Below are 15975 nucleotides of genomic sequence, written 5' to 3'. Positions count from 1 at the left end.
CGTCAGCCTCCCGGTTGCCGCCCGCGACCGAAGTCGGGGGTGCGCTTGTTCAAGAAGGCGTCCACCGCTTCCCGGTGGTCGTCGGTGTCGAAGGTGATGGCCTCCAGAGCGAAGGCCAGGTCGTAGAGGCGGCTCACCCGGTCTTCCAACTCCTTGTTGCACAGCCGCTTGTTGAACTCGATGGCGTGTCGGGGGCCGCCGGCCAGTCGCCGGGCCGCGGCCAGCGCCGATGCCAGCACGTCGTCGGCAGGCACCACGTGGTTCACCAGTCCGTAGCGCTCGGCCTGGGCGGCGTCGAGCAGGTCGCCGGTCATGAGCAGCTCCTTGGCCCGGTTGAGCCCCACCAACAGCGGCCACAGCACCGCTCCCCCGTCGCCCGCCACCAGCCCGGCGTTGACATGGGGGTCGCCGATGCGGGCGTCCTCACTCAGGTAGACGATGTCGCAGAACAGGGCCAGCGTGGCCCCCAGGCCGATGGCGTGGCCGTTGACCGCGGCCACCATGGGCTGGCGGACCCGCAGCGCCCCCCGGGCGATGTCGATGCCGTCGTCCAGCAGATCGGGGCGTCCCTCGGGGTAGCCGGTTTCGAGGTTCTCCTCCATGACCGCGAAGTCGGCCCCCACGCAAAAGGAGCGGCCCGCCCCGGTGAGCACCGCCGCCCGCACCTCGGCGTCTCCGGCGATGCGCTGATAGAGGTCCCGCAGGTCGAGGTGCATCTGCTTGTTGAGGCCGTTGCCCCGATCCGGCCGATTGAGTGTGGCGGTGAGCACCCCGGAACCGTCGAGATCGGTGGTGATGGTTTCCAATCCGTATCGATCAGCCATGCCGGTAGCTTCGCAGGTGACGGGGCGGGCGGGGGATTTGGGCCGGGCGGGAGGGTCCAGGCCGGGGTGCCGTCCAGCCGGGTGGTGGACGCCGAGGCGGGTGAGGAAAGCTGGGGGGATGCGAGCATGGGTGGTCGAAGGGACGGGGGCACCGGGTGAGGTGCTGCAACTCACCGACCGGGATGCCCCGGTCCCCCGGGAGGGCACGTTCCTCATGGAGGTGGGGGCGGTGGGCGTGGGCCTGCCCGACGTGTTCATGTGCCGGGGCACCTACCCGCTGGGTCCGTCGCAGGGATCGTTCACCCCCGGCCAGGAGGTGTGTGGCACGGTGGTGGACGCCGGCGGCGACGGGGCGCTGGAGGTCGGCCAACGGGTGATGGCCGTCACCTCCTTCCAGGACGGCAACGGGGGTTTCGCCGAGCAGTGCCTGGGCCTCGGCGCCTCGGCCTTTGCCGTGCCCGACTCCATGGACGACGCCACTGCCGCCGGCTTCCTCATCCCCTACCACACCGCCTGGATCGGCCTGGTGCGCCGGGGCGCGCTGGCGGCCGCCGAGACCCTGCTGGTGCTGGGGGCGGCGGGGGGCACCGGGGCGGCGGCCTGTTCGCTGGGGGCCGCCCTCGGCGCCCAAGTGATCGGCGTGGCCGGCGGGCCCGAGCGCTGCGGCGTCGCGGCCTCGTTCGGGGCCCACCACACCGTGGACCACCGGGAGGGCGACATCGCCGCCGCGGTTTTGGAGTTGACCGACGGCCGAGGGGTCGACGTGGTCTACGACCCGGTGGGCGGTGAGGCCTACACCGCCGCCACCCGCTGCGTGGCCCGCGACGCCCGCATCGTGGTCATCGGGTACGCCAGCGGCGAGTGGGCCCCGATCAACGTCCGACACATGGTGCAGCGCAACTACTCGGTGGTGGGGGCCATCCCCGCTCGCTACAGCCGCCAGGAACGGCTGGCCGACCACCAGGAGCTGAGCGCGTTGTGGGAGGCGGGCAGCATCCATTCGGTGGTCAGCGACACCTACCCCTTCGACGCCCTGCCCGACGCCATGGCCGCCCTGGAGTCACGAGCGGTGGTCGGCCGGGTGGTGCTCGAGGTGAACCGAGGGCACCACCGGTCTGCGTGAGCGCCGGCTCGGCCGGTAGGGTGCAGACCGCAGCTATTCGATCCATCCGAAGAACAAGAGGAGCACATCGTGGAGTTCGCCATTTTCATGCAGGGATCGCCTCGCCGGGGCGGGGCCCGCAGCCCCTACTGGGAGCACCAGGCCTTCGAGAACGAGCTGGAGATGGTGCGGGTGGCCGACCAGCACAACTGGAAGTACGTCTGGGTGAGCGAGCACCACTTCCTGGAGGACTACTCCCACACCTCGGCCAGCGAGGTGTTCATGGCCTACTCGTTCGCCCAGACGTCCCAAATCCACATGGGGTCGGGCATCTTCAATCTGAACCCGGTGGTGAACCACCCCATCAAGCTGGCCGAGCGGGTGGCCATGCTCGACCACATGAGCAAGGGCCGGTTCGAGTTCGGCACCGGCCGGGGTGCGGGCAGCCATGAGATCGGCGGCTTCGGCCTCGACCCGTCGGAGACCAAGGCCAACTGGGACGAGGTCGTCGGAGAGTTCAAGAAGATGTGGGGCAGCACCGACTACTCCCACCCCGACGGCACCGCCTTCCAGACCCCCGAGGCCGGCACCTGGGGCACGTTCAACGTGCTGCCCAAGCCCTACTGCCACTCCCATCCGCCCATGTGGGTGGCGGCGGGCAACACCCCCACCTACGAGAAGGCCGCCCGCCACGGTCTCGGGGTGCTGGGCTTCAACGTGGCCGCCATCTACGACATGGCCCCCCACGTGGAGGCTTACAAGAACGCCATCCCCCACGCCGAACCCGCAGGCGACTACGTGAACGACAACGTGATGATCGCCAACGGCCTGGTCTGCTTGGAGGACGGGCAGCAGGCCCGCCGGGTGGTGTGCGAGCAGATGCAGCTCAGCTACCTGCAGTCACTGGTGTTCAAGTACCACGACACCTTCCCCAAGCCCGACGAGGTACCGCCCTACCCCACCATCATCCCCGAACCCACCCTGGAGGACGTGGAGGCCCGCATCTCAGAGGGATTCCTGTTGTGCGGCGACCCCGACGAGGTGTACGAGCAGGTGAAGCGGTACGAGGAGATCGGCTGCGACCAGGTGTCGTTCGGTCTGCCCATCCAGCTCAGCCATGAGCACTGCCTGGAGACCATCCGGCTGTTCGGCACCCACGTGATCCCCAAGCTGGACAAGGACCCACTGCACCGCAGCACCCGCCAGCGCATCGAACACGCCGGCCCCCTGGAAATGACCCCCGACCCCCTCTACGACGTCCCCCGAACCGAAGAACTCCAATCCCTCCAAGCCCAATAACCAACCCCGCCCCCACACCTGTCAACAACGGACGAAATGGGTGCCGCACAAAGCGGACCACCTTCGGCGGTTTAATTTGGCAAAGAACACTCGTCACTAGGAAGCTTTTGCCACCTTGACCATGCTAGACCCCAAAACCAAAAGAGAAAGGAACATGAATGTCACACCCTCACCCAGGTAAATGAGGCTAAGGACCATTAAAGCTATCATGGAACACATTACGAGCACAAACAATAGTGCAGCTAAGGCGGGATGGCGTTCAAAGAGTTTTCTCTCTGTTTCTCTACGAAGTTCACTCTCTGGGTCATCTAGAATATTGGCCTGAGTCTCATCCATAGATGTACTTGACTCCATACTCCCTTGCAGGATACTGGTGGTTGTAATGTTGTCCAGATTGTCACTTCTATTTTTGTCTGCTTCCTTAGCATTTGCCCTGTAGATAACAAACCATAGGAGTGCTAAAATGAAAGCTAGGAAAGAATAAACAAAAATATGCGTTCGGCCTGCTCCCAGGTAGTGTTCAGCAGCCCTGTAGGCAAGTAGACCGGCCATACCCCCAATGACAGCTCCAATTGGAAGAGTGAATTTGCGGAGACGCGATACCGCGAGCCTCAACCTCTTTCGTGTAGGGGCTCGCTCCTGACTCTGGCCTTGAGTGGGGGCTTCACTCATACCAGTACCTCCAGCCGACCGGCCTCAATGTGCGAAAGAGTCGGGGGAACAATTTCGGCATCCACGGAGCCCAGATGGCTCTCACCCTGACTGGGGATTAGCGGTTGACGACTCGGTCGGTTTGTTCGCGGTACTCGTAGACCAGGCGGACCAGCCAGTAGCGCATGAAGCGCCGGAACGAGCTGACGGTGATCATTACCAGGCCGGTGAGCACCAGGCTGAGGCCGAACACGCCCGAGACCACCAGATCCAGATGATTGGCCGACCCCTCGGCCCCGGCGGTCATGATGAACGACACCAGGGTGAAGGCCAAGCCCACCAGGGTGACCAGCACGCCGAGGCGGAACACCCACCGGTCGGGGTTGGCCCGTCCCCCGGAGGCCCGAAGTTTGGCCACTTCCTGCTGGAAATCCTCCAGTCGGCCGGCGTCGGTTGTGTCGCTCATGGTGCCCTCCTCAGGACATGCCCAGATAGGCGGCGGTCAATTCTTCGGCGATCTCCCCCGGCGGCCCGGTGCGCTGGATGCGCCCGTGCAGCATGATGGCGGCCTCGTCGGCCACGCCCAACACCGCGGTGGCGAACTGCTCCACGATCAGGATGGACAAACCGGCTTCCGCCAGGGTGGCCACCTGCTCGTACAACTCCTCCACGATGATGGGGGCCAGACCCATGGACAGCTCGTCCAGCATCAAGATGGCCGGGTCGGTGGCCAGGGCGCGGGACATGGCCAGCATCTGCTGTTCCCCACCCGACAGCGTGCCCGCGGTCTGGTTGCGGCGCTCCTCAAGGCGGGGAAACTGGGCGAAGGCCCGCTCCTGCACCTGCTGGTAGGAAACCCCGGCGTAGGTACACATCCGCAGGTTCTCGGCCACGGTGAGGTTGGGGAAGATGCCCCGACCCTCGGGGATGAGACAGACCCCGGCTCGGGCCAAGCGGTCGGGGGACACTCCGTTCACCTCGTGGCCGTCGAGCAGCACCGATCCGGCGTGGGGCTGGATCTGGCCGCTGGCCACGCCCAACGTGGTGGTCTTGCCTGCGCCGTTGGGGCCGAGCAGGGCATAGACCTGGCCGGGCATGACCCGAAGATCCACACCGTGGAGGACGTCGATGGTGCCGTAGCCCGCCCTGATGCCCACCAACTCCAGCAGCGGGGTGGCCGCGTCCGGGCTCATACCCCCACCTCGGTGGGTGTCTGCGTCATTCCTCGGCCCCCAGATAGGCGGCCCGCACGGCGGGATCGGCCTGCACCTCCTGGGGGGTGCCCACGGCGATGATCTTGCCGAAGTCCAGCACGTGGATGCGGGCGCACACCCCCATCACGAAACTCATGTCGTGCTCCACCAACAGCACGGCCAGTTCATTCGACTCGTCGGCCACCAAGCCCAACAGCATCTGACCGATGGCCGACGTTTCGTCCTCGTTCAAGCCGGAAGACGGCTCGTCCAACAACAGCACCCGGGGGCGGCAGGCCAACGCCCGGGCCAGCTCTACCAGCCGGGCGCTGCCGGTGGGCAGCGTGCCCACGGTCACGTCGGCCACGTCGGCGAGGCCGACCCGGCCCAACATCTCATGGGCCACGTCGTCCACCGGGCGGTGCTTCCACTTGGCCCGATGGTTCTTTTCCACTGCCACCCGAACATTGTCGAACGCACTCAGGGAATTGAACGCTTCCAGCTTCTGGAAGGTGCGGGCGATACCCATTTGCGACCGCCGGGCCACACCGGCGGAGGTGATGTTCTTGCCGTCAAATCTCACCCGACCGCTAGTGGGAGGCAACAGGCCGGTGACCACGTTGAACAGAGTGGTCTTGCCCGCGCCGTTGGGACCGATGAGGCCGGTCACCTCACCGGGGTCGACGTCCACCGAGGCGTCGTCCAGGGCCACCACGCCTCCGAAGCGCATGGTCACCTCCTCAGCTTCGAGCAGCGCCATAGCCCTCCTTCGGCACCACGTCGTCCAGAATCCCCAGCCGCCGATCGATGGCAATGACCTCTTCGGGAGTGAAGGGTCGCTCCAGACCCAACTCGCCGATCTCCGGCTCCCGCTTCTGGGCATTCTCGGCGGCGATCTCCGCCCGCGCGTCTCTGCGCCACGGCAAGATCGGCGAGAACCCTCGCCCCATCTCAAAGATCGCCCCCCGTGGATTGAACACCATGCCCAAGACCAACAGCCCCGGCCCATAGGTGGTCATGATGTCCAGCAGGGTGACCAGGAAGTCCACGTTTCCGGTGTCCTCCAGCCGATGGCCGAGCCCGGTGAACAGTGGGATGAAGATCAAGAAGATCCCGGCCATGGGGATCGACACTCCGGCGGCGGCCACCAACAACACGATGTTGAAGCCGATCAGCAGGTCGAAGCCCTGCACGCTGTCGACATTGCCCGACACCGTGGCCCAGAACACCCCGGCAATGCCGGCAATGGCAGCCGACAGGGCGTAGGCCACCACTTTTGTCCACACCACCGGTATCCCCAGGGTGGCCGCTGCGGCCTGTGAGTCATTGATGGCCACCCATCTTCGTCCGTAGCGGGATCGTCGCAACAGCACCAATCCGAAGACGAAGATGGAGAAGACGCAGACCATCAGCAAGAAGAACCCCCGCCGGTCGTCGAAGGTCACGCCGAACAACTCGATGTGAGGGAACTGGCGACCGACGCCGATGGTGGGCAAGACCCACGAGTGGGGGAAGAAAATAAGCGACATGGCCTGGGCGAAGGCCATGGTCATCAGGGCCAGATACAGGCCGCGTAGTCGGGCGGCAGGCAACGCGACCAGGGCACCCAAAGGAGCGCACAAGAGGCCCACCAGGAGAATCCAGTAGCCGTTGCCGGTGTCTTCGGCGAGTTTCAGGTAGACAAACGCTCCGAAGCCGGCGAATGCCAAGGGGGCGAAGTTGATCTGTCCGGCCCAGCCGATGAGCGGGACGAGGGAAGTGCCGATGAGAGCCAAGGCCATGGCCTGGTTCGCCGAGTTCAGCTCGCGGCTTCCCCAGGCCCCCGGGTCCCAAATCCCGAAGTCCAACCAGCCGCCGGAAAGGGCCGCGGCCAATAGGATGATCACCCCACACCCGATGAGTCCTTCCCACCACTTGGTGAAACGCTCGTGGCGGCGAAGATGGGCAGCCATCCTGCCCACCTCCAGGCGAGCCTGGGGCAGGGCGACGACCACGAACAACAGGATGAGCGGGGCAACGGCCAGGTGGGCGAAGCGGAAATCGGGACCGAAGTCCAGCCATGCCCCGGTGTGAGCCCGCAACAACCCGATGAGCAGTGCTCCCACCACGGCCATGGGCAGATTCCTCAGTGCTCCGAAAGCTGCCGCCGCGAAAGCGATGATGACCACACTGTTGAGGGTGGCGGGATCAAGGCCGAGTTCCGGGGCGATGAGGATTCCACCCAACGCACCGAGCATGGACCCCAGGGCCCATGAGGTGGACGACACCACGTTGGGACGGGCTCCGTTGAGGGCGGCCAGCTCTCGGTTGTCCACCACTGCCCGCATGGCCGTGCCGATCCGGGTGCGGCGGAGCAAGTAGCGCATGGCCACAGCTATGGCAATGGCCACCAAGAACACGATGAGTCGGTGCCACGGAAGCTGAGAGGGGCCCAAGTCGATCCCGTTGTCGATGCCGAACAGGTACGGGACCCTTCTGGCCGTATCGGCCTCCCAAATGTCGCCAACCACCGACAACAGCAGCACCATGATGGCCACCGTGACCATGAGTTGCACCACCAGCGACGCGGTACGCAAGCGCCGCATGATGACAATGTCCAAGAACACCCCCAACGCCGGGGCGAACAGGCCAACGACCACAAACAGAGCCAAGAGGGAATGCCAACCCCGATTCACGTGGAGTTCCCAATACAAGAAGGCGGCAAACACCCCAATGGCGCCCTGGGCAAAGTTGAACACCCCCGTCGTGGTGTAGACCACCACCAAGCCGGTGGCGTACATAGCCCACAGCGCGCCGAGGAACAGCCCGATGTAGGTGGTGACCAGGAGGGTCTGGCTGGTGACGGGGGCACCCTTCCAGTTGAAAACTGCGATGAGCGCGGCACCGCAAACCGCCAGCACCGCGGCCATCACTACCGGTAGCCGGAGCCCCAAGATCATGGGGAGTCAGCCCCTACCATCTCCCCCTTGTGGAATCGACTAACCGCCGAATTCTGCCGCCCAATCGCGGGTCTCCTCGACAACGTAGTCGGAACTGCAAGCCAACTCTCCGGGAGCCTCGGGATACACGCGGACAAAGGCACTGTCTTGGACCTGCATCAACATGAAACAGGGGATGATGTTCTGGGTGGTGCTGTAGTCCGCGGGCCCCCACCAGCCGTTCACGTCATAAGAGGTCAGGCTCCGAGCCTTGTCGAGCACCGCCTGACGGGTCAGGCCATTGGGTCCGGCCTCGGCGACGACCTCGTTGGCGACTTGCTCGAAGAGCACACCGCCGGCCCACGACCCTGCGGCCCAGGCAGGCGGGAACGGATCGCCATAGGCCTCAACAAAGTCAGCCAGCTCGTCGTTGTACTCGGTCTCGTGGAACGGCAAGAACCAGCCCCACACGTACGTACCCTCGGCCACGTCGCCTGCTTCCAGGAAGCTGGGGGTGTAACAGGATAGCGTGCACATCCAGGTAATGCTGTCGGCGTCCAACCCCTGAGCCTCGGCTTCGCTACGCCACTTGATCATGGACTGATCGTCCGAACCGGTGTAGGCAAAGTTCGAGTTCGTGTCCCTCAGGGTCTGGATGAACGCGCCGTATTCGGACTGGGTTGTGAAACCGCTGATGCCGGGCTTGGTGTAAAACTCCACCCCGATACTCTCAAAACTGATGGCTGCGGGCATGGTAGAGGTGATGGTGGAGGGCAAGTCCGACGGCACCAGGAACACGCCACTGAGGTCTGCGTCGATGTTGTCCATCACCCATTGCACATGGCCCACCTGGCTCTGCACCTTCCGTTCTCCACTACCGGCATAGGGGCATTCGCTGTTCGGTCGGCTGGTGGCGAACGACACCACTGAGCATTGGTGAGGCGGTTCGGTGGTGATGTAAGCGAAGTCGGGCACCCCGATGTTGTTGCCATCGTCATCGGGACACGTCTGCAAGTCGGTGGTGTCGAGGGCAAACAGCGCAGTGGTGCCCACCAGGGCGAACGCCTGCTCACAGGCGGTCAGGAAGCCGTTGGTGGTCTGGGTGGGATCGATGGCCGAATCGTGTTCGATTACCTCGATCTGGCGACAGGCCAAGCCGCCTTCGGCGTTCACATGGTCGGCCCAGGCCTTGACCCCATCGATCGATCCTTGGAAGAGGCCGGGGGCCAGCGGTGAGCCCACGTCGGCCATGACCAGCACGGTAATGGTGTCGGAGTCGATGCCGATGTCGGTGCTCTCCAGGTCGACGCTGGCACAGGGATCAGGCTCCGGGGTGGCCTCGGGCTCGTCCATCTCGTCCGCGGCGTCGTCCATCTCATCCATCTCGTCCGCGGCGTCGTCCATCTCATCCATCTCGTCCGGGGCCTCGTCCATCTCGTCCATCTCGTCCGGGGCCTCGTCCATCTCATCCATCTCGTCCGGGGCGTCGTCCATCTCATCCATCTCGTCCGGGGCGTCGTCCATCTCATCCATCTCGTCCGGGGCCTCATCGGGCGCAGCGGCGGGTGCGGAGGTGTCGGCGCCGTCGTCGTCGTTGCCGCCACACGCCACTGCTACCAGAGCCAATACGGCCACCAAGCCGATGAGCCAACGCAGATGCTTCATGTTTCCCCCTTGGATCGCGAGCGGCACCTTCACGGCCACCCGCAATTCGTTGCGTCCGCCATTGTTACCCATCCCACCGACCCATTGCCACCCTGCCCCGCTGTCGGGCCCATGAGTGCCCGTCATTCCGAACGCATCCAGGTCAGCCCCCCGGCGATTCGTGGACCCTTCCCCGCGAGCGGGTTGTTTCGGGCCAGAAGAGCCCGTAACGGCAATGGTTCCTGCGGCTGTCGGGGCCGGTGGGGGTGGGCGCGGAGGGACTCGAACCCCCGGCCTCTTCCTTGTAAGGGAAGCGCTCTTGCCATCTGAGCTACGCGCCCGCAGTGCGCTCCAACCCTAGAACGGTTGTTCCACCCCGGTGGCATCCATTGCGGGGCGGGGCTCACCGCCGAAGGAGCGCCGCCCGGCCAGCGCCTGGTCCAACAACGTAGAGGTGGCCGCCGCCACCGGGATGCGTCGGTCGTCCAGATCGGCGGGCAAGAGAGGGCGCCCCCAGGCCTCCCCCAGGGCCACCCCGGCCTCGGCACACACCAAGGCGCCCCCCAGGTAGTCCCAGGTGGCGTGACCCTCGATCGTGCAGTCCACATAGGCGTCGAGCACCCCCTCGGCCACCGCGCACAGGTCCAGGGCGATCGATCCCATCACCCGATACTGCGACCAGCCCAGGTGCCGGGGAGGCAAGCCGGTCAACCCCACGGTGGCCGCCCCCAACGACTGTTGGCCCGACGGCCCCGACTTGCGCCGTTCCCCGTTGCCCGGCGCCGGCACCAGCGGGCGACCGTCCACGGTGGCCCCTCGGCCACGCACCGCCCGGTACGTTCGACCGGTTCCCAGGTTCTGCACCAGCGCGGCCACCATCCCGTCGGCGTCCACTGCGCACATGCTGGTGGACACCCACGGCAAACCCCGGGCGGCGTTGGAGGAGCCGTCCACCGGATCGAGCACCACCAACACCTCGCGGCCCATGCCCTGTGACCCCGACTCCTCGCTGTACACCCCGAAGCCGGCCCCGGTCAGCACCTCACAGGCGGCCTCGTCGGCGGCCACGTCAAAGTTGTACTGGCCCTCCCGGGCACCGGTCTTGGCCCAGCCGTCGTTGCCGGCCATCACCTCGGCCACTCGGGCCGCCGCCCGGTCGAAAACGGCCAGAATCTGTGCTCCGTCCACCGGTTGAACCTAACCGTATTCGGATGGCGGGCAAGGGTCGTGGCGTGGCATGGTGAGGGCCTTGGCCGTCATTGATCTCGCCACCTTCATCGCCGATCTCAAGGACCACGCCGCCGACCACGGCTTTCACGTCCACGACGATCGCCACTTCGTCGAGACCTACTCCATGCGCCAGTCCTGGGAGGTCGATCTCCACCCCGCCTCGGCCTGCGGAGGCCCGCTCGACGTACACATCGCCTTGGAGGTCGATCCCCGAGTGATGTTGGCCTTCGAGGACCACGTGATGGAACTACCCGAAGGGGTGGAGCCCACCGAGGACTTCAAGTTGCCCATGATGGTGTCGTGGAGCCTGCCGCCTTTGCCCGACGGCCCCGACCTGCTGCTGCTGGCCACCGATCTGGCCGGAATCGGCGGGATGGAATTGCCCCTGGACGTATCGGCCATCGACGCCTATGCCGCGGTCACCGACGCCCCGGAGCGCAGTGTGACCATCACGGCCCGGGTGGAGGTGTCCCTCAGCGGGATGTTCACCGGCCAGGAGTGCCTGGGCACGGTACTCCCCAAGGTGGCGGAGATCAGTCAGTTCCTGTTGGACCGGGCCCCGGCCTGGCTGGGCGAGGATCTCGTCTAGTTTCAGGATCTCTCTGCGCCCCCGCACCTGGGGTGGTCCCGCGAACAACCGGTCCTCCTGCGATTGGCGAGTTTGCCGGCGGATGAACCGGTAGCAACCACCGGACGACAGGCGGTAAAGTTGACCGAACATGGTTCGTCAGCTCAAGGTCTTGGTTGCGCCGGAGATCATCGGCAGTCGCCGGAGTTGGCGCGGCTTTCCGGGCCAAGTGGTGCTGGTGACGCTGGCCGCCCTCGTCTACTTCGGGGTGCGGATGCTCACCAAGGGGGCCGAGGCCGCCGCCTTCAAGAACGCCTATGACCTGCTGACTTTCGAGTCAACTTTGGGCCTGGACTTCGAGGCGTGGTCGCAAGCGGCGGTGCTCGACTACCACTGGGTGGTCACCTTCTTCAATTGGGTGTACATCTGGCTGCACTGGCCGGTGATCATCGGCGCCCTTCTGTTGCTCTACCACTACAACCGCCACCGCTACACGCTGATGCGCAACGCCATGTTGATCTCCGGCGCCCTGGGGCTGTTGTTCTTCGCCTTCTTCCCGGTGGCCCCGCCCCGGTTCTTCGACGGCTTCACCGACACGGTGGCCGAGCTGTCCACCTCCTACAAGTACCTCCAGCCTCCGTCGGTGGTCAACAAGTACGCGGCCATGCCCAGCTTCCACGTGGGGTGGAACGTGCTGGCCGGGGTGGTGTTGTTCCGCAGCACGCGGTCGGTCCCGGTGCGGGTGTTCGCGGTGGCCTCCCCGTTGCTGATGTCGGTGGCGGTGGTGCTCACCGGCAATCACTGGGTGATCGACGGCTTCGTGGGCATCGCCTTGGCCATGACCGGCCTGTACGGGGCTCATCGACTGGGCTGGCTCACCCGCCGCTGGCAGACCTCGGAGGAAGAGACGGCGACCGCGGCCGGCGATGAACCGGTGGTGGGCCCGGCGGGGATCGAACCCGCGACCGAGCGATTATGAGTCGCCTGCTCTGACCACTGAGCTACGGGCCCGCCGCCAGCATAGAGGGCAGGGGCAGAGGGGCTCGTCAGGATTTGGCCGAAGGGAGCAGCAGATGGCTCCGGGGGTGAGACTCGAACTCACAACCTAGCGGTTAACAGCCGCTTGCTCTGCCGGTTGAGCTACCCCGGATCGACCAGCAACTCTACCCGCCCGCGGCACCGGCTCACCCATCCATTTCCGGCGCCGACCGGCTCCGAGGGCGGCCACCGGCCCCCCGGTCCGGGGGTCCGGATCATTCGTCCAGGACCACCACGGCCACCGACACCACCACCAAGGCGGCCCCCAACCACTGCCAGCCGGTGAGCTGCTCGTCGAACAGGAACCAGGCCCACAACACCGCCAAGCCCGGTGCGGTCATGTTCAACATCGAAATGGCCCGCAGCGGCACGAACCGCTGGCTGTAGTTGACCATCAAGTGGGCCAGACCGGCCGTCACCGACATGATGGCGGCCACCACCCAGCTCCGGGCGTCGTCCACGAACAGGGGATCGAGCGACACCAACACGACGGGCAGCATCAGGGCGGCGGAGATGGTGGACCAACCGGCCTGATACTCCAGGGCACTCAGGTGTCGGCGGGCGATGCGGGAGGCCACGAGATAGCCCGAGAACGAGATCACGGCCACCACGGCCAGCACGTCGCCGGCCAACGAACCCTGACCCCCGGCTTCGGACCGGCCCAAAAGCGTGATGACCATCCCGACGATGGCCACCGGGGTGGCCACCACCACCCGAAGGCTGATCTTCTCGTTGAACATCCGGCTGGCCGCCCACAGCAGGAAGATGGGAGCGGTCGAGCCGATGACCATGGCGTTGGCCACCGTGGTCGTCTTGATGGCGGTGAAGAAGGTGGCCGCGTTGACGGTGAACACCACCCCACCGGCCAGGGAATGGCGCAGCACCCGGGCGTCCAGTCGGCCCCCTCGCAGGTGCAGGGCGCCCGCCGCCCACACCGCCGCCCCCACCAGCCGCCAGAAGGCGAAGGGCAGGGCGTCGAACTCGTTGTCACGCACCAGGATCGGGCCCCAACTGAACAAGAAGATGCCGAGCATCGCAGCCCACATCCCCAGGCCCCGCCGGGTGGCGGGCCGACCGGGGGCCGTGGCTTCTGGTTCGGGGGCGGCCGGAGTGGAGCTAATCGGAGGAGGCGGTGATCAAGGAGAGCACCGTGTCGGGGTCGAGGGGCTGACGGTTGGGATGCACCCCGAAGGGGGCCAAGGCGTCGGCCACCGCGTTGAACACCGCCGGTGGCGCCCCGATGGCGCCGCCCTCACCGGTGCCCTTGTGCCCGCCCGGTGTGTCGGAGGGAACCACGATGTGGCCACACTCCAATTCGGGCACCTCGGCGGCGGTGGGCACCAGATAGTCGAGGAAGGTGGACGCCAGCGGGTTGCCGCTCTCGTCGTACACCGCATGCTCGTAGAGCACCCCGCCGATGCCCTGCACCACGCCCCCGGCGATCTGGCCGTCCACCACCATGGGGTTGATCAGCACCCCGCAGTCCTCGCTCACCACGTACCGCAACAGGGTGACCTGGCCGGTGCCCGGGTCCACCTCGCAGGTACACATGTGGCAGGCGTTTGAGTGGGTGTTGGGCGGGGCCTTGTAGCGGGCGGTGTGCTCCAGGCCGGCCTCCATCCCCGCGGGCAGGGCGTCGGAGTTCTGGTAGGCGGTGGCGGCCACCTGGGCCATGCTCACCGAGGCGGTGGGCGTGCCCCGCACCGCGATCACCCCGTCGGCCACCTCCAGGTCGTCGGCGGAGGCCTCCAGCAGGTGGGCGGCGATGGCCACCACTTTCTCCCGCACCCCCGACGCCGCCGCCCGGGCCGCACCCCCGGCGATGACCGCCGAGCGGCTGCCCCCGGTGCCGAACCCGTACCCCGAGCCGTGTCCCTGGTGGAGGGTCACGTCTTCGGGGCGCACCCCCAGCTCGTCGGCCACTAACTGGGCCATGGTGGTCTCCAGGCTCTGGCCGTGGGAGCCGGTGCCCATGAACACGTTCACGTGGCCGTCCACCTCCACCCGCAACATGGCCGACTCGGTGCCCAGGGGGCCCATGCCCATGGACGTGGGCTCGATGTAGAGGGCCATGCCCAACCCCAGATAGCGGCCCTGCTCCCGGGCTTTGGCCTGTTCGGCCCGGAAGTCGTCGTAGCCGATCATCTCGGCGGCCTGCTCCAGGGTCTGATCCGGGGAGATGGTGGACTCGAAGTGGAGCCCGGTGGACACCTGATAGGGCAGGTCCTCGGGCTTCAGCACGTTGCGTCGGCGCAACTCCAAGGGGTCCATGCCGATCTGGCGGGCCACGTGGTCGATCATCTGCTCCCGGGCCACGCTCTCCATCTGCCACGGCCCCCGGTAGGCCCCCCGTCCGCAGGTGTTGGTGTAGACGGTGCGGGCCGCCCAGCTCACCGGTCCCACCCGGTAGGGGCCGGGGAACAGCATGGTGGCCATGGCACCGGGGGTGGCCGGTCCCCCCAGCGGGTAGGCGCCGTCGTCCTCGAGCTGGGCCACGTCGGCACCGAGGAAGGCGCCGTTCTCGTCCACCGCCATGGACACGGTCATCTTCTCGATGCGGGCGTGGTTGGAGGCCAGCAGGTTCTCCCGCCGGTCCTCGATCCATTTGAGGGGGGCGGCCAGCAGTTTGGCGGCCACCAGCACGGCCATGTCCTCTCGCCCCAGGAACATTTTCTGGCCGAAGCCGCCGCCCACGTCGCCGAAGTGGACCACCATTTTGTGCTCGCCGATGCCCAGCACTCGGGCCCCCACAAGCTGCATCTCGTGGGGGCTCTGGGAAGAGGCCCACACCTCCATCACCCCGGCGTGGGGCTGCCAGGAGGCCACGATGCCCCGGGTTTCCATGGGCACGTTGGTCTGGCGGTGCTGATACCAGGTCTCGGTCACCACGTGGGCTGCGTCGGCGAAGGCCTCCGGCTGGGCCGGGTTGGGCACCGCCAGATCGTGGGCCAGGTTGCCGCCCAGCTCAGGGTGGACGTGGACGTCGGCCTCGGCGGCCGCCTCGTAGTCCACAATCGGATCCAGCGCCTCGAACTCCACGTCGACCAGCTCCAAGGCGTCCTCGGCGATGTAGCGGCTCTCGGCCACCACCATCACGTAGGGGTCGCCCACGAAGCGCACGTCGCCGTCGGCCAGCATGTTGGCGGGGGGCGCGGGCGCTTCGGGGGAATGCAGCGACGCCCGCAGCGAGTCGTTGTGAGGGTTCAGCTCGGGCCCGGTGAACACCGCGTACACCCCGTCCAAGGCCTTGGCCGCAGTGGTGTCGAGCCGGGTGATGGTCGCTCGGGCCAGGTCGCTGCGCCCGAAGGCCACGTGGAGCATGCCGGGCAGCACGATGTCGTCCACGTAGCGGCCGTGGCCGGTGACCAGTCGGGGATCCTCGATCCGCTTGACCGACTGACCGACGTAGCGGGCGGCGGTGGCGCTCATGGCCGGGTGCTCCCCGTCCGGGTGCTCCCCGTCCGGCCGACGTCAGGGGCCGGGTTGGCCCAGTGGCGGGGTGTTGCGA

14 protein-coding genes and 3 tRNA genes are annotated in these 15975 nt (G+C 66.4%); 4 read left to right on the top strand and 13 right to left on the bottom strand.

Going from position 1 to position 15975, the window contains the following annotated elements:
• Nucleotides 1–2: 2 nt before the first annotated feature.
• Nucleotides 3–824: an enoyl-CoA hydratase/isomerase family protein gene (locus ACOQPQ_RS00405; protein ID WP_420637476.1), complete on the bottom strand. Its 822-nt coding sequence runs from the start codon at nucleotides 822–824 to the stop codon at nucleotides 3–5.
• A gap of 118 nt (nucleotides 825–942) precedes the next feature.
• Between ACOQPQ_RS00405 and ACOQPQ_RS00400 the strand changes: the two genes are divergently transcribed.
• On the top strand, nucleotides 943–1947 hold the full coding sequence (locus ACOQPQ_RS00400) for an NADPH:quinone oxidoreductase family protein (RefSeq protein WP_420637475.1): 1005 nt from the start codon (nucleotides 943–945) through the stop codon (nucleotides 1945–1947).
• Between the two features lie 69 nt (nucleotides 1948–2016).
• Nucleotides 2017–3225 carry an LLM class flavin-dependent oxidoreductase gene (locus ACOQPQ_RS00395; RefSeq protein ID WP_420637474.1) on the top strand — a complete coding sequence of 403 codons (1209 nt, stop codon included), beginning with the start codon at nucleotides 2017–2019 and terminating at the stop codon, nucleotides 3223–3225.
• A gap of 96 nt (nucleotides 3226–3321) precedes the next feature.
• Here the strand turns inward: ACOQPQ_RS00395 and ACOQPQ_RS00390 are convergent, their stop codons facing one another.
• The 8 genes from ACOQPQ_RS00390 to ACOQPQ_RS00355 all read right to left on the bottom strand — a co-directional run bounded on the left by ACOQPQ_RS00390 (nucleotide 3322) and on the right by ACOQPQ_RS00355 (nucleotide 10819).
• Nucleotides 3322–3897 (bottom strand): hypothetical protein, encoded by a 576-nt coding sequence (locus tag ACOQPQ_RS00390; protein WP_420637473.1) that lies wholly within the window; start codon nucleotides 3895–3897, stop codon nucleotides 3322–3324.
• Nucleotides 3898–3994: 97 nt separating this feature from the next.
• Nucleotides 3995–4342: a hypothetical protein gene (locus ACOQPQ_RS00385; protein WP_420637472.1), complete on the bottom strand. Its 348-nt coding sequence runs from the start codon at nucleotides 4340–4342 to the stop codon at nucleotides 3995–3997.
• A gap of 10 nt (nucleotides 4343–4352) precedes the next feature.
• Nucleotides 4353–5069 carry an ABC transporter ATP-binding protein gene (locus ACOQPQ_RS00380; protein ID WP_420637471.1) on the bottom strand — a complete coding sequence of 239 codons (717 nt, stop codon included), beginning with the start codon at nucleotides 5067–5069 and terminating at the stop codon, nucleotides 4353–4355.
• Nucleotides 5070–5094: 25 nt separating this feature from the next.
• On the bottom strand, nucleotides 5095–5829 hold the full coding sequence (locus tag ACOQPQ_RS00375; protein WP_420637470.1) for an ABC transporter ATP-binding protein: 735 nt from the start codon (nucleotides 5827–5829) through the stop codon (nucleotides 5095–5097).
• A complete protein-coding gene (locus ACOQPQ_RS00370) occupies nucleotides 5810–8008 on the bottom strand; it encodes an ABC transporter permease (protein WP_420637469.1) in 2199 nt (732 codons plus the stop codon). Before ACOQPQ_RS00370 ends, ACOQPQ_RS00375 begins: the two co-directional genes overlap by 20 nt.
• 39 nt (nucleotides 8009–8047) lie before the next feature.
• Nucleotides 8048–9652, bottom strand: coding sequence for an ABC transporter substrate-binding protein (locus ACOQPQ_RS00365; RefSeq protein ID WP_420637468.1), 1605 nt, complete (start codon nucleotides 9650–9652; stop codon nucleotides 8048–8050).
• Between the two features lie 246 nt (nucleotides 9653–9898).
• Nucleotides 9899–9972 (bottom strand) — tRNA-Val (locus ACOQPQ_RS00360).
• 16 nt (nucleotides 9973–9988) lie between these two features.
• A complete protein-coding gene (locus ACOQPQ_RS00355) occupies nucleotides 9989–10819 on the bottom strand; it encodes an inositol monophosphatase family protein (RefSeq protein WP_420637467.1) in 831 nt (276 codons plus the stop codon).
• A gap of 61 nt (nucleotides 10820–10880) precedes the next feature.
• Between ACOQPQ_RS00355 and ACOQPQ_RS00350 the strand changes: the two genes are divergently transcribed.
• Nucleotides 10881–11450 (top strand): hypothetical protein, encoded by a 570-nt coding sequence (locus ACOQPQ_RS00350; protein WP_420637466.1) that lies wholly within the window; start codon nucleotides 10881–10883, stop codon nucleotides 11448–11450.
• 130 nt (nucleotides 11451–11580) lie between these two features.
• Entirely contained in the window at nucleotides 11581–12408 is an 828-nt protein-coding gene (locus ACOQPQ_RS00345; RefSeq protein ID WP_420640329.1) for a phosphatase PAP2 family protein, read from the top strand.
• Here the strand turns inward: ACOQPQ_RS00345 and ACOQPQ_RS00340 are convergent.
• The 4 genes from ACOQPQ_RS00340 to ACOQPQ_RS00325 all read right to left on the bottom strand — a co-directional run bounded on the left by ACOQPQ_RS00340 (nucleotide 12365) and on the right by ACOQPQ_RS00325 (nucleotide 15896).
• Nucleotides 12365–12440, bottom strand: a tRNA-Ile gene (locus ACOQPQ_RS00340). The two genes, ACOQPQ_RS00345 and ACOQPQ_RS00340, sit on opposite strands and share 44 nt — an antisense overlap.
• A 63-nt stretch (nucleotides 12441–12503) precedes the next feature.
• Nucleotides 12504–12579: transfer RNA gene (locus tag ACOQPQ_RS00335), tRNA-Asn, on the bottom strand.
• A 103-nt stretch (nucleotides 12580–12682) separates the two neighbouring features.
• Nucleotides 12683–13513, bottom strand: a complete 831-nt coding sequence (locus tag ACOQPQ_RS00330) for a DMT family transporter (RefSeq protein WP_420637465.1) — start codon at nucleotides 13511–13513, stop codon at nucleotides 12683–12685.
• Nucleotides 13514–13583: 70 nt separating this feature from the next.
• The gene (locus ACOQPQ_RS00325; RefSeq protein WP_420637464.1) at nucleotides 13584–15896 is read right to left on the bottom strand and encodes a xanthine dehydrogenase family protein molybdopterin-binding subunit; all 2313 of its coding nucleotides are present in this window, start codon (nucleotides 15894–15896) and stop codon (nucleotides 13584–13586) included.
• Nucleotides 15897–15975 lie beyond the last annotated feature (79 nt).

The organism is Candidatus Poriferisocius sp. (genome assembly GCF_965219775.1).
In the GTDB taxonomy this organism is placed as follows: domain Bacteria; phylum Actinomycetota; class Acidimicrobiia; order Acidimicrobiales; family Bin134; genus Poriferisocius.
Note: the sequence above shows the minus strand (reverse complement) of the source record. Positions and strands in the feature narration are given on the sequence as shown.